This window comes from Burkholderia sp. LK4, from assembly GCF_001043615.1.
GTDB lineage: Bacteria > Pseudomonadota > Gammaproteobacteria > Burkholderiales > Burkholderiaceae > Burkholderia > Burkholderia cepacia.
The window spans coordinates 173,287-187,046 of record NZ_LDUL01000047.1; the positions used below are offsets into that span (position 1 = coordinate 173,287).

11 protein-coding genes are annotated in these 13,760 nt (G+C 69.8%); 7 read left to right on the plus strand and 4 right to left on the minus strand.

The features are described 5' to 3' along the window. Positions 1 to 15: 15 nt before the first annotated feature. Complete coding sequence (locus VK92_RS24270) at positions 16 to 1,449, plus strand: MFS transporter (protein WP_048027274.1); 1,434 nt, start codon at positions 16 to 18, stop codon at positions 1,447 to 1,449. Between the two features lie 51 nt (positions 1,450 to 1,500). Next, on the plus strand, positions 1,501 to 2,769 hold the full coding sequence (locus VK92_RS24275) for an ATP-grasp domain-containing protein (RefSeq protein WP_027792737.1): 1,269 nt from the start codon (positions 1,501 to 1,503) through the stop codon (positions 2,767 to 2,769). Between the two features lie 96 nt (positions 2,770 to 2,865). Here VK92_RS24275 and VK92_RS24280 read toward each other — a convergent pair whose 3' ends face one another. Further along, positions 2,866 to 3,741 carry a LysR family transcriptional regulator gene (locus tag VK92_RS24280; RefSeq protein ID WP_048027276.1) on the minus strand — a complete coding sequence of 292 codons (876 nt, stop codon included), beginning with the start codon at positions 3,739 to 3,741 and terminating at the stop codon, positions 2,866 to 2,868. Between the two features lie 167 nt (positions 3,742 to 3,908). Here VK92_RS24280 and VK92_RS24285 point away from each other — a divergent pair, with 167 nt between their 5' ends. Beyond that, entirely contained in the window at positions 3,909 to 4,853 is a 945-nt protein-coding gene (locus VK92_RS24285; protein ID WP_048027277.1) for a hypothetical protein, read from the plus strand. 43 nt (positions 4,854 to 4,896) lie between these two features. Then, positions 4,897 to 6,126 carry an ATP-grasp domain-containing protein gene (locus VK92_RS24290; protein ID WP_081070064.1) on the plus strand — a complete coding sequence of 410 codons (1,230 nt, stop codon included), beginning with the start codon at positions 4,897 to 4,899 and terminating at the stop codon, positions 6,124 to 6,126. A 273-nt stretch (positions 6,127 to 6,399) separates the two neighbouring features. Here the strand turns inward: VK92_RS24290 and VK92_RS24295 are convergent, their stop codons facing one another. Further along, the gene (locus VK92_RS24295) at positions 6,400 to 6,975 is read right to left on the minus strand and encodes a GNAT family N-acetyltransferase (RefSeq protein ID WP_226233673.1); all 576 of its coding nucleotides are present in this window, start codon (positions 6,973 to 6,975) and stop codon (positions 6,400 to 6,402) included. 175 nt (positions 6,976 to 7,150) lie between these two features. Here VK92_RS24295 and VK92_RS42010 point away from each other — a divergent pair, with 175 nt between their 5' ends. The 3 genes from VK92_RS42010 to VK92_RS24305 are packed head-to-tail and all read left to right on the plus strand — an operon-like array spanning position 7,151 to position 10,352. Continuing rightward, positions 7,151 to 7,411: a hypothetical protein gene (locus VK92_RS42010; RefSeq protein ID WP_131723224.1), complete on the plus strand. Its 261-nt coding sequence runs from the start codon at positions 7,151 to 7,153 to the stop codon at positions 7,409 to 7,411. Between the two features lie 30 nt (positions 7,412 to 7,441). Further along, complete coding sequence (locus VK92_RS24300; RefSeq protein WP_048027279.1) at positions 7,442 to 8,644, plus strand: ATP-binding protein; 1,203 nt, start codon at positions 7,442 to 7,444, stop codon at positions 8,642 to 8,644. A gap of 4 nt (positions 8,645 to 8,648) precedes the next feature. Continuing rightward, positions 8,649 to 10,352 carry a cobaltochelatase CobT-related protein gene (locus tag VK92_RS24305; protein WP_048027281.1) on the plus strand — a complete coding sequence of 568 codons (1,704 nt, stop codon included), beginning with the start codon at positions 8,649 to 8,651 and terminating at the stop codon, positions 10,350 to 10,352. On the opposite strand, the gene VK92_RS24310 is transcribed toward VK92_RS24305, so the two are convergent. After that, positions 10,315 to 12,129, minus strand: coding sequence for a histidine kinase (locus tag VK92_RS24310; protein ID WP_048027282.1), 1,815 nt, complete (start codon positions 12,127 to 12,129; stop codon positions 10,315 to 10,317). The genes VK92_RS24305 and VK92_RS24310 overlap by 38 nt on opposite strands. A gap of 78 nt (positions 12,130 to 12,207) precedes the next feature. Beyond that, positions 12,208 to 13,626: an HD domain-containing phosphohydrolase gene (locus VK92_RS24315; protein ID WP_021156619.1), complete on the minus strand. Its 1,419-nt coding sequence runs from the start codon at positions 13,624 to 13,626 to the stop codon at positions 12,208 to 12,210. Positions 13,627 to 13,760: the final 134 nt, after the last annotated feature.

Consider the following 13,760-nt stretch of genomic DNA (forward strand, 5'->3'; position numbering starts at 1 on the left):
GGTACGGAGGCCGCAATGAGCGATCGCGCCCCGGCGCTCGGCGGCGCGCCGGCCGCCGTCGCACCGCCGCATCGCACGTCGCTGCGCGCGATCTTTCCGACCGTCGCGGCCGCGAGCCTCGGCTTCGCGATCGTTCAGCTCGACGTGACCGTCGTCAACGTCGCGATTCCGAGCCTCGGCCATTCATTCGGATCGAGCGTCCACGGGCTGCAGTGGATCGTCGATGCGTACACGCTGTCGTTCGCCGCGCTGCTGCTGACGTCCGGCACGCTGGCCGACCGCTTCGGCAGCCGCCGGCTGTTCGCGTACGGCCTCGCGCTGTTCCTGCTGGCATCGCTAGGCTGCGCGCTCGCGCCGTCGCTGGCCGCGCTGATCGCCGCGCGGGTCGCGCAGGGCGTCGGCGCCGCGATGATCCTGCCCACGTCGCTCGCGCTCATCACACATGCGTGCGCGAACGATGCCGCCGCGCGCGTAAAGGCCGTCGCGTGGTGGAGCGCGACCGGCGGCGCGATCAGCGCGGCCGGGCCGACGCTCGGCGGGCTGCTGATCGATTCGCTCGGCTGGCGTGCGATCTTCTTCATCAACCTGCCGATCTGCGCGGCCGGGTTGTGGCTCACGGTGCGCCATGTGCGGGACTCGGCCGCCGCCCGCACGCGGCTGTTCGATCCGGCCGGCCAGATCGTCGCGGTGCTCGTGCTCGCGCTGCTGACGGGCGGGATCATCCGGGCCGGCGCGCAGGGGCCGGGCGACCCGTATGCGGCCGGTGCGCTGGCCGCATCGGTCGTGCTCGGCGCGCTGTTCGTCGCGATCGAGCGCCGTGTGGCCGCGCCGATGGTGCCGCTCGCGTTCTTCCGGATTGCGCGCGTGCCGGGCGTGCTCGCGATCGGCGCGATCACGAATGCCGCGTTCTACGGGCTGATTTTCTCGCTGAGCCTCTATTTCCAGAATGCGCGCGGCTTCACCGCGACCGAGTCGGGGCTCGCACTCGCGCCGCTCACGATCATCATGCTCGCCAACATCGCGAGCGCGCGCCTCGTCGTGCGCCACGGATTCCGTGCGACCGTCATCGTCGGGCTCGTGGTATCGCTCGCGGGCTACGTGTGGCTCTGGCGGACGCTCGGCGCGCATACCCCGTATGCGCTGCTCGCGCCGGGGCTCGCGGCAATGGCGATCGGCGGTGGCATCGCGATTCCCGCGCTGACGTCGACGCTGCTCGGCAGCGTCGAGGCCGGCCGCTCGGCCACCGCGTCGGCGATCCTCAATACCGCGCGCCAGGTGGGCGCAGCGGTTGGCGTCGCGGCGCTCGGCGCGCTGGTCGCGGGCCAGGGCGCCGCGATCGTGGCCGGCGCTTCACGCGCATTCGCCGTCGCGGCCGCGCTCGTGGCCGTCTGCATCGTGCTGGCCGCACGCTGGCCCGGCGATGCGCCCGAACCCGGCCCGCGAGCCTGAGCCCGCACCGGCCGCCTCCTTCAACCGATCCCACAGCCCAGCGAGGAATCCATGCCGCATCGCTTCATCGATACCGTCCTGATCGTCGACGGCGCGTCGACAGCCGCCTATCTGGCACCCGCGTTTCGCGCCTACGGCATCCGTTGCGCGCACGTGATCAGCGACCCCGACCTGCCGGAGATCTACCGGAACCAGTTCGTCCCGTCCGACTACATCCGCCAGGTCCAGCATCGCGGCGACCTCGACGCGACGCTCGCGCAGCTGGCCGACCTGCGGATCGGCGCGGTGCTGCACGGCCTCGACGCCGCGCTGGAACTGGCCGACACGCTGGCCGAGCGGCTCGACGTGCCGTACCGCAATCCGCTCGCGACCTCGGCCGCGCGCCGCGACAAGTACGCGATGAACGAGCGCATCCGCCAGGCCGGCCTGCGCGCACCGGCCCACTTCCACAGCACGTCGGTCGACGCCACGCTCGAATGGGCGCGCGCGCACGGCAGGCTGCCGCTCGTGGTGAAGCCGGCCCGCAGCGCGGGCGTCGCCGGCGTGAAGATCTGCCGGACACTCGACCAGGTCGAGGCCGCCGCACGCGACGTGCTCGCCACCCGCTCGCTCTACAACCAGCCGAACGACGACATCGTGATCCAGAGCTATTCGGAGGGACAGGAATACATCGTCGATTCGGTGTCCTTCGAAGGCCGCCATCGGGTGGTCAGCCTGTGGGAAGTGCACCGCGACCGCACGCATGCACCAAGGCTCGACAAGATGCTCGTGTTGAATCACGCCGACCCGCGTTACGCGCCGCTGCTCGACTACGCGGCCGACGTGCTCGACGCGCTGGAAGTCCGCTTCGGGCCGACCCATCTCGAACTGTTCGATACGGCGGACGGCCCGACGATCGTCGAGCTGAACGCGCGGCTGCACGGCAGCCTCGATCCGCGGCTGACGAGCGCGGTCAGCGGCGAGAACCATGTATCGGCCGCCGTCGAGGCCGTGCTGCATCCGGAGCGGCTGTTCGGCGAAGCCGCCGCGCCGACCGATTTCCGCGGTTACTGCGGGCACGTGCTGCTGCTGTCGTCGCGCAACGGCGTGCTCCGGCAGGACTTCACCTGGCAGGCGATCCAGGCGCTGCCGTCATTCGTCGGGCTCAAGCAATGGGCCAAGGTGGGCGACACGCTGCGCGTGACAACCGACCTGCAGACGGCGCTCGGCACGGTCGGCCTCTACAGCCCGACGTTCGAGCGCCTGCTCGAGGATTGCCGGCGCATCCGCGAGATCGAGGCCGATTTCTTCGCGGACGAACGGGCGGTCGAGTCGGCCTAGTGTCTCCACGTGGTGCGATCGGCGCCGCGCATGCGGTGCGGTGCGGTGCGGTGCCGTGCCGTGCCGTGCCGTGCCGTGCGCCAGGGTTGTACTTCGCTAACGCGCTAGCAGCGCACCCGCCTGCCGGCCGAGCACCGCGCGCAATGCGTCGAGCTCGGGCTGCGCGGGCGCTTCTTCGGGCGTGACGAGATAGGTCGTCACGTTGTCGAGATCGTCGAACGCGTGCGTCCGCAGCTCCTTGCGCGCCACATGCTCGGTCGTGATCCGCTTCGGCAGGATCGCGACGCCCATGCCGGCCGCCACGCAGCCGAGGATCGCGCCGAACGTGCCGAACGACGCCACCGACCCGATCGCGATGCCGCGCGCCTTCAGCCAATGCTCCGCCACCGCGCGATACGGGCAGCCGTCGTGAAACGCGAGCAGCCGCACCGTGTTGTCGGCCAGTACCTGCCGGCGCGTGACGGTGGCGGCGCTCACCAGCACCATCTCCTCGGCGAACGCCGGCTCGTAGCGCAACCCGGGCCGGACGACCGCGCGCGCGGTCAGTGCGGCGTCGATCCGGCCGCGCAGCAGCGCGTCGGCCAGATCCGGCTCGCTGCCGATCTGCACCGTGAGGCCGAGCGCCGGATCGTGCGCCTTCAACGCGGCGACGAGCGCCGGCAGCCGCGTGGCCGCCGTGCTTTCCATCGAGCCGAGCCGGAAGCTGCGCGCGACCGGCGTCTCGCGCACCACCTGCGTCGCTTCGTCGACGAGGCGCAGGATGCGGTCGCAATACGGAATCAGCCGGCGCCCCGCGTCGTTCAGCACCAGCCGCTTGCCGTGCCGGTCGAACAGCGGCGCGTCGAGCGACTCCTCGAGCTGGCGCAGGCGCGCGGTGACGTTCGACTGCGTGCAGCCGAGCCGTTCGGCCGCGCGCAGCGCGCTGCCTTCCTGAACGACGGCCCGGAAGGTTTCGAGCAGAGGAATGTTCATATCACTATCTCTTGTTACCGATTCAGTTTATATCATTTTACTTCGCCAATAATCAGGAATAGCCTGACGGATATCCCGTACCGGCCCGCCCCCTTTCGAGGAAACCGCATGCCATCCGCCGCCTGCCCCGGCTTCGCCGCCGCTCACCACCGCCCCGAGGCGCCCTCGTGCGCACGCTGATTGCCGCGCTGGTGCGGCGCGGCCCGACGGTGCTCGCGAGCGGCGTCGGCCTCGGGCTGCTGGTGCCGCCGCTCGCGGACCTCGCGCGGCCGCTGATGCCCGTCACCGTGTTCCTGTTCGTGCTCGGCACGCTGCTGCGCGTCGAGCCGAGCGCCGTGCGCGCGGTCGCGCGGCGGCCGGCCGTGTCGCTGCTGCTGCCCGCCGCGACGATGATCGCGTGCCCGGTCGCACTCGGCATCGCCGCGCGGCTCGCCGGCATGCCGTACGACTGGGTCGTCGCGCTCGTGATCGCGTACTGCGCGCCGCCGTCGAGCGGCACGTCGACGATCGCGCGGATGCTGTCGCTCGACGCCAGCGTCGCGCTCGTCGCGACCCTCGCATCGATGGTGTTCGTCCCGCTCACCGCGCCGCTGCTGACGGCCTGGTTCAGCCACGACGCGGCCGTGTCGATCTCGCCGTTGAATCTCGCATTGCGGCTCGCGCTGCTGATCGGCAGCGCCGAGGGCGTTGCGCTGCTCGTGCGGCGGTTCGCGGGTTCCCGGCTCGACCGCTACGCGACGCCGATCGATGCGACCGTCGTCGCCGCGCTGCTGGTGTTCGCGCTCGGCACGATGGCCGGCATGCAGCAATCGATCATCGACGCGCCGCACCGCGCGTTGACGGCCATCGCACTCGCGTTCGCCGTCAACGCGGGCTTCCAGATCATCGCGTACGGGCTCACGCCCGGCGACGTCCGCACACGGCTCAATGTCGCGCTGATCGTCGCCAATCGCAACGTCGGTCTGATGTGGGCCGCGCTCGGGCTCGCCGCGACGCCCACCATGGCGCTCGTGTTCACGTGCGCGCAGTTGCCGATCTACACGCTCCCGCGCGTCGTCCAGCATCTGCTGCCGCGCCTCGAGGCACAGCGCCTGCGCCGGCGTGCACGTTAGCCGGCGCGCGACGCCCCCCTTCTTCACCGATCAAGGATCCAGCATGAAGCGACTCATCGTGATCGGCGCACGCGCCACCGGCAGCAGCCTCGCGCTCGTGCGCGGCGCGCTCGCCCGCCAGGTGGCCGTGACCGTCATCACCGCGCCCGGTCACAGTCTGGACGGCGTCTTTCCGGACGGCGTCGAGACGATCCATCTCGAACCCGATGCCGCGCTGCTCGCCGGCTGGCTGCGCGCGCGCTATCCGGACGAGATCGACACGCTGCGCGTGACGACCGCGCACGACACCTATGCGCGCACCGCCGCGTGGGTCGCCGACGCGCTCGGCCTGCCCGGCCCCGATGCGCGCCACGTCGCGCACGCGGTGTCGAAGTCGAACCAGAAGGCACTGCTCGCCGCGCACGGCATCCCGGCTGCGCAATTCGTCACGGGCACGCTGGCCGCGCGGGCGGCACTCGCCGCCGCGGCCGCTCCGCTGCGTTTCCCGGTCGTCGTCAAGCCGTCGGAAGGCTCGGCGAGCGACGGCGTGCGGCGCTGCGAGGACATCGCCGACGTGCGCGCTCAACTCGACGCACTCGCCGCCGCTCGAGCCGCCGTTCGAGCCGATGCACAGGCGCTTGCGACCGAGCGCATCGTGATCGAGGAATTCCTGGGCGGCAGCGAATACTGCGTCGAGTATTTCGACGGGCGCTATGTCGGCGCGATGCGCAAGCTGAAGCGGCATGGCGCCGGCTTTCTCGAACGCGGCTATACGTCCGAACTCGATCTCGACACGCCGACGCTGCGCGCGCTGATCGACGTCGGTACGCGCGCAACGGCGGCCGCCGGGCTGACGTGGGGGCCGGTGCACCTGGACTGCATCGTGCACGACGGCGTGCCGCACGTGATCGAACTGAATCCGCGCATCGCCGGCAGCTTCATCTGCGACATCGTGCGCGACGGCTACGGCTTCGACGTGGCCGAAGCGTTGCTCGACAAGCTCGACGGGCGCCCGGTCGCGATTCCCGAGCGGTTCGAACCGCTCGCGTATGCACGCGCCGAATTCCTCCTCGACAGCGACCCCGGCGCCTGGCGTTTCGCGCAGGCGGGCGAGCTCCGCGACGGCACGGTCACGATCAGCTACGGGCCGCAGGTGTTGCCCGATCGCGAGCGGCGGGCGTTTGTTTATGTGCGGGTTGCGCTGCCGGTTGCGCATGGTGTGAACGAGACGCCCGCGCATCCCGGCTCGTCGGCCCACTTGGCGTCTGTCGCACCACCGGCCGTTTCCGGCTGACGGAACGGTTGGCACAAGCGCCCGACTCGACAGGCGCCGTGCCGGCCTGCCCGGCCAACCGGCACGCGCGTTCAAACCGCCATCACACTGGAAACCGCGGGGCGGCTGCAAAGCGGAATCGACCACCCGTCCACATCACGCCGCGCGGAAACGGGCGAACACCACGTGACGGATTCGGCAATGCTACACCGCCGGCCGGTACCGCAGCGTTTTCACGGGCGGCGCATCGAGCGTCGGCTGATGCGTCGCATGCGAAGCGGCTGACCCGCACCGTCACAAATTGCGCCCCAACAACTGTCCCGGCCACCCGTCCACGTCGAAGGTCGACAGCCGCTCATACCCGCAAGACTCGTAGAAGCGCACCAGTGCGCCGGTCCCGCCCCCATAACAATCCACCCGCAAGCGCGCCACGCCGGCAGCCCGGGCGCGCTCATCCGCAAAGGCCATGAGCCGCCGGCCGACACCACGCGCCCGCGCATCGCGCGACGCAACCAGCACCCTCACGTAGATTTCCGGCTCGGTCGCGGGCGGCACGTAGGGCATCGATTCGCCCAGGATCAATGCGCCCAGGATGCGGCCGTCGGGCGATTCCGCCACCCACGCGTCGGGCAGCGCACAGGCTTCCGTCACGAGCGCAATCCGCTTCGGTTGCGTCGACCAGGGCTCGCGGCCCCATTGCCCGTCGTTGCCGATGTCGACGAACCACGCAATCACGTCATCGAAGATCTCCAGGACGGCCGGCGCATCCAGCGCGCTGGCACGTCGGATCACCCGCTCGTCCGTTCCTGTCACCGTCACGTTCAACACTCCTTCGCCGGAGTCGACGACCGGCGCATGGTTGGATGTCACACACCAGGCGACTCAAGGAGGCGCGATGGGAGCCTGGCGATCAAGCCTGCTACGGTACTGAAATTCCACCCTGTTGATCAAGGCGTGAAGGCCCACGATCCGACGTGACGGATTGGCTTCGTCGCACGCCCCGGGAGGTCGGCGTCAGGCGAGGGGTCGAGCGACGATGACGCGCATGGAGGTTGCCGACGGACTGCGACACGTCGCGGCATTGCAGACGGATCGGGACGATAAAAGCGGTTCGATTCCGTGGCGAGGGTGCCGAACGATCATGCTGCGGCGCGTTACACCTGGCCATCCCTTGATGACGGCAGGCCGACGCGCCGCCTGCTACGCACCGCGCCGCATCGAAACGAAAGGAAACGAAACGATTCCCACGCGAATGTCGCACTTCGCGGCAAAAATATACAATCGTCGCGATGCATCGAAGGCATGAAGCGCCGGCCGCCCACTCTCGCTCGCCACCATGAACGCACCCGCTGACCCCACTCCCTCCGCCGCGTCGGTGCTCGGCGTCTATCGGCAACTGGCGGACCCGTCCGCCGGCCAATGGACCGTCAGCCGCTCCGAACGCGCGCACATGTACCGCATCCAGCATCATCGTCCCGACGGCAGCACGTCGGTCGATACGGTCGTCGATGCGGACAACCTCGATGCGAAGCTGCACAAGTGGATCCAGGAAGGTTTCGTCCGGCGCGAAACGGGCGACCATGCGGCCCCCGCGCATCGCGACCGGTTCATGCAGGACCTCCGGCACGCGCACGCATCGCGACCGGCGGCCACCGGCGATGCGGCGCACGTCGTGCAGGTGGGCGGCGTGCCGATGCCGCGCGGCCCGGGCGGGCCGCTCGTGCCGCCACGGAACCCCGCCTACCTGTTCACCGCGCGCGCGACGGACGTGCTGGAAGACATCGTCGAGAACCGGCGCATCCTGTTGATCGGCCACACCGGCACCGGCAAGACGAGCCTCATCGAGCAAGCCGCCGCGCTGGCCGGCCACGGCGTGCTGCGCTCGAACATGAACGGGCAGACGACGGTCGGCGACTTCGTCGGGTTCTGGACCGTCAAGGGCGGCGAGACCCGCTGGGTCGACGGCGTGCTGCCGACCGCGATGCGCGAGGGGCTGTGGCTCATCGTCGACGAGATCGACTTCGCGGAACCGGCCATCCTCGCGGTGCTCACCGCCGTGCTCGAACCGGCCGGACGCCTGTTGCTCAAGGAGAAAGGCAACGAGATCGTCGTCCCGCATCCGTCGTTCCGGCTGTTCGCGACCGCCAATGCGGCGGGCGCGATGGGGCAGTTCCGCCATCTTTACCAGGGCGCCAACGTGATGAACGAGGCGTTTCTCGACCGCTGGCGCGTGTATCGCCTCGACTACCTGCCGCCGTCCGACGAGGCGCGCGTGCTGCAGCGCACGTTCGGCGCGGCCATGACCGAGGCGATGGCCGGCACGCTCGCGGCGATCGCGGCGGACTGCCGCGCCGCGTTCGTCCGCGAGGATCTGGCCAGCGCGTTCTCGACGCGGCGCCTGATCGACTGGGCCGACCTGATGCTGCGCACCGGCGACCCCGAAGCGGCTGCCGGCCCGACGATCTATGCGAAGGTCGGCGCGGAAGACGCCGACCTGATCCGCAGCATCATTCGCCACTACATCGACGTCGGGGCCTGACGCGATGGACCGCGACGACGATGCGCGCTCGCTCCACCTGACCCGGCTGGCCCGCACGCTCGCGCAACGACACGACATCGAGGTACGGTTCGCGCGCCACGGCCCGCTCGCGCAGCGCGACCTGCTGGTGCTGCCCGACACGCTGCTCGCGGGCGGCGTCGACGACGATACGATCGTCGGCCTCGTCGATCTCCATGCGGCGCGGGTCCGCTTCGGCGCGATCGATGACGTTGCCGCGCTGGCTTCGCCCGCGGTGCGCGCGATTGCGCAGGCGATCGACGACCGGCGCGCGGCCGCTTGCCTCGTTGCACACTATCCCGGCGCGAAGCCGTTCCTGCTGCGGATGCGGGTGGCGTCGGCCACCGACACGCTTCGAAAATGGCCGCAAATGGCGTGGCGTGACAGGCTCGTATCGCGCATCGAACGTGCGCTGTGGGACGAACCGCCATCCGCCGTCGAGCGCATCCCGTCGCTCGACGCGACGCTCGCCGCGTCGGACGATCTCGTCGACGAAGCACGCGCCGCGGCTTCGACGGCCGACAGCATCCGTGCCGCGCACCGGATCGTCGAGCGCGTCCGCGCGCTGGCGTCGGCCGGTGCGAACAACATGATGTTCACGGCCGATCCGGGCAGCACGATCGACAGCGACAGCATCGCCGCCGAATTCGACTCGGACGGAACGGGCGCGCCGGACGATGCGCGTGCGCCGGTTTCGGCCGAGTCGGGCGCCGCCGCGATCGCCGACACGGAATCGTCCACGGCATCACCGACGCCGGGCGATGCGACACCCGGCACGATCCGCCTGTCCGCGGACCATCGGCCGCTGTTGTCGGTCCCGCTGACCACCGCATTCGACACGGTGACGGACTTCACCGGCAAGGGCGACGCGGCGCGCTGGCACCGCCTGCGAAGCTCGGCCCGCGCGCAGACCGAGCCGCTCAAGCTGCGACTCGAACGCGCGTTGAAAGTGGACGAGCAGACGCGCTGGAAGCGCGAACAGGAACGCGGCGAACTCGACCGGATGGCGCTCGCCCGCCTCGTCACGTCGCCCGGCTACCGCACGCCGTTTCGTGTCCGGCGTGCCGCGCCCGGGCGCGACGCGGCCGTCGGCCTGCTGATCGATTGCAGCGGGTCGATGGCCGGCAGGAAGATCGAGCTCGCCCGGCTGTGCGCGGCGGCGCTGTGCGATGCGCTGATGCAGCTCGGCTTCGCGTGCGAAGCGCTCGGCTACAGCTCCGTCGAAGACGCCGCGATGCGCGCGCATTACCAGCGCTGGATCGACGCCGGCCGCGACACGTTCGGCTACAACCGCTTCGTCGAACGGCTCGACCTGCGCGTCTACAAGCGGTTCGATTCCGACAACCCGAGCGGCCTCGCGTGCATCGAATGCGGCCACGAGAATCCCGACGGCGAGGCGTTGAGCTGGGCCGCCGAACGGCTGCTGGCGCAGCGTGCGCGGCGGCGGATCCTGATGGTGCTGTCGGACGGTTATCCGGCCACCGGCGACGGCAACCCGGCGATCCTGCGCACCGACCTGCGCGCACGCGTCGACGCGCTGCGCGAGCGGCGCGTCGAACTGATCGGCGTCGGGATTCTCGACGATTCGGTCGAAGCGTTCTATCCGGTCAGCAGCGTGGTGGAGCATCTGCACGAGCTGCCGGCCGCGGCGTTCAGTGTCCTGAGCGATACGCTGCTGGACCGGCGCTAACCTCCGCCACGGCCGCGTTCTCGTTCGTGCTTTGGTTCACGCTTCCACCGGCCCGCCGGATCGGCAGCCGAACGCAGAACGTCGTGCCGCGCCCGGGCTCGCTCGTCACGTCGATGGTGCCGCGATGGCGCTCGACGATCCCGTGCGACACCGACAAGCCGAGCCCCGTGCCCTGCCCGACCGGCTTCGTCGTGAAGAACGGATCGAAGATCCGCCGGACGACGTCGGGCGTCATGCCCGTGCCGGTGTCGCTGATCGCGATCGACACCTGCTCGCCGTCGCTCGACGTGCGGATCGTGATCACGCCGCGCTCGGGAATCGCTTGCGCCGCGTTCACCAGCAGGTTCATGAAGACCTGGTTCAACTGCGACGGCAGGCATTCGACCAGCGGCACGTCGCCGTAGTCGCGCACGATCTCGGCCTTGTACTTGAGTTCGTTGTGGACGACGTTGAGCGTGCTTTCCAGCCCTGCGCGAAGATCGACCACGCTCCACTCGTCGCTGGCCGGACGCGAGAAATCGCGCAGGTCCTGCACGATGCGCCGCACGCGCAGCGCGCCGTCGATCGACTCGTCGATCAGCGTCGCGATCTCGCCGCGCACGTAGTCGAGGTCCGCCGAGCGGCCCAGTGCCGTCAGCGCATCGCGCGCGGCCGGGTCGAGCTGCGGCAGCGCGGCTTCATGCGCGGCGATCACGTCGAGCAGGCTGCGCACCCACGTCTTCAACGTATTGAGGTTCGCGCTGACGAACCCGATCGGATTGTTGATCTCGTGCGCGACACCGGCCGCGAGCTGACCGATCGACGCGAGCTTTTCCGACTGCAGCAGCTGCACGTGGGTTTCCTCGAGCGCATGCAACAGGCGCCGCTGCTCCTCCTTCTCCTGTTCGAGCCGCGCCTGCGCGGCCTTGCGTTCGTCGATCTCGGTCGCCATGTTCTCGCGGGTACGCTGCAGCATTGCCGTCGTCTGTTCGTAGCGGTGCAGCGCGCGCTCCAGTTCGGCGGTGCGCAAGCGCACGAGCCGCTCGAGCGTATCGGTCATCCCGCGCAGGAAGGTTGTGCGCGCATCGAACCGGCTGAGCAACAGCGTGACGACCAGGGTTCCCGTCGTAAACAGCGCGACGGTCGTCGCGAGCCACGGCGTGTCGACCCCGTTCGCGGCCCCGCATCGCGCGTCCGGCGCGAAATGCGCGGCCGCCATCGCCGTGTAGTGCATGCCGGTGATCGCGACGCCCATGACGACGGCCGCGCCGACGCGCCGGGCGGTCGCATGGCTCGCCTGCCGCGCGCGCAGCGCCTGCGCGATCCACAACGCGGCGGTCGACGCGATCACCGCGATGCCGATCGACGCGGCGAACAGCACGGCATCGTAGCGAATCCCGGGCACCATGCGCATCGCGGCCATCCCCGCGTAATGCATGCCGGCGATCCCGCCGCCCATCAGCACGCCGCCCGCGAGCAGCCGCCGCCAACCCAGCCGCGCGCGCGTGACGACATACAGCGCGAAGTACGACACGAGCACGGCAATCGCCAGCGACGCGCCCGTATCCGGCAACGCGTAGCCGAGCGGAATCGGCAGTGAAAACGCGAGCATGCCGACGAAATGCATCGACCAGATGCCCGTCCCCATCGCCGCCGCGCCGCCGCCCAGCCACATGCGCCTGAGCTTCGGGTTGTCGAGCAGCGAAATGAAGGCGGCGAGGTCGAGTGTCGTATAGGAGGCCAGCGTCGCGATCGCGACCGACAGCAGGACGAGCGGAAGATTGTAGGTGCCGTGCATGATCGAGCGCCCGAATCGAGGTGAGTGCGTTGCCGCGGCGCGCATGCGCACCGCGGCTATCAGGCCGCGCGTCCGGGCTCAGGCGGGCGCCGCGCCCGCATTCGGCACGCCCTGCGCCGGCTTCGCCGCCTGGCCGGCCAGCACGAGGATGTCGAACGCCGTCCCCTCGCGCGTCTCGAAGCGGCGCACGAGCTCGATCTGGTGTGCGGACATCACGCTGCCCTTGGTCATCAGCAGCACGCCGCGATGCGTGCGCAGATCGTCGGCGAGCTGCATCCCCTCGCGCAGCTGCGCGGACTTGATCTCCGCGACGGACGCCGCGATGCCGAGGCTCGCCGGGTCCCGCATCAGTTCGACCAGGTTTTCGACGATGCGCGGGTCGTAACGCACGCCGGCCTGCGAACGCATTGCGTCGAGCGCCTGCTCGACCGAATGCGGCGCACCGATGTCGCCATTGCGCAGCCCCTCGAAATCGCGCGCGATCGCGACGATCCGCGAGCCGGGCGGGATCGAGTCGCCGGCCAGCCCGTCCGGCGTGCCGCGCCCGTTGAAGCGCTCGTACTGGTGCAGCACGATCGACGCGACCTTGTGCAATTGCGCGACCGGCGTCAGCACCATCTGTGCGCGCAGCGGATGCTGCTGGAACAGGCCGTGCTCTTCCGCCGTCATGCGTGTGAGCGGCTTGTGCAGCAATTCGTCCGGCAGCGACAGCTTGCCGATGCCATGCAGCAGCCCCGCGAAGTAGACATCCTGCGCATGCAGCTCGCTCATCCCGGAGGCCAGCGCGAGCCGTCGCGCAATCTCGCCGACCCGCATCGCGTGACCGCTGGCCGACCCGCAGCGCAGCTCGATCATGCTCGCGCACACCTGGACCATCGCGGTGAAGCTGCTTTTCAGGTCGCGCTGCGCGGCTTCGAGGAACATCACGGTCTGGCCGAGTTCCTCGGTGCGCGCGCGAACCTGCGTTTCGAGTTCCGTGTTGAAGCGGCGCAGCGCTTCGTTCTGCGCTTCCGTCAGCGCGGCGAGCCGCGCCGCCTCGTGCCGCAAACGGCGCTGCTCCAGCGCCTGTTCGATGGTCAGCAGCAGGTCGTGATCGTCCCACGGCTTGTTCAGGTAACGATAGACGCCGCCTTCGTTGACGGCCTGCATGACCGACGCGATCTCCGCATAACCGGTCAGCAGGATGCGCATCGTGTCCGGGTAGAGCGCCCGGGCACGGGCCAGGAACTCCGCGCCGCTCATGCCGGGCATCCGCATGTCGGACACGATCAGGTCGACTTCGGTCGACGCCAGCACCTCGAGGGCGGCCTCGCCGCTTTCCGCGGTCAGGATCTCGTAGCCGGCGGGCCGGAACACGCGCCGGAGCGCCGACAGCACGCTCGGCTCGTCGTCCACCAGCAGGATCGACGGCACGCCATCCGCGTCGTCGGATGTCGCTGCCGCCCCGGTCGTTTCAGGCGATACCGCATTCGGTCCGTTTGTTGCAGATGTCGTCATGATTGGCCTCGGATCATGTAGTTATATTCTCTCTGCTTCATCGGCATGCGCCGCGCGTTCGATATCCGGGAAAACGCTGATGCGCTCACCCGGATCACACCCCGCATGCGTCGTCACGACGCACGGGCATGTGC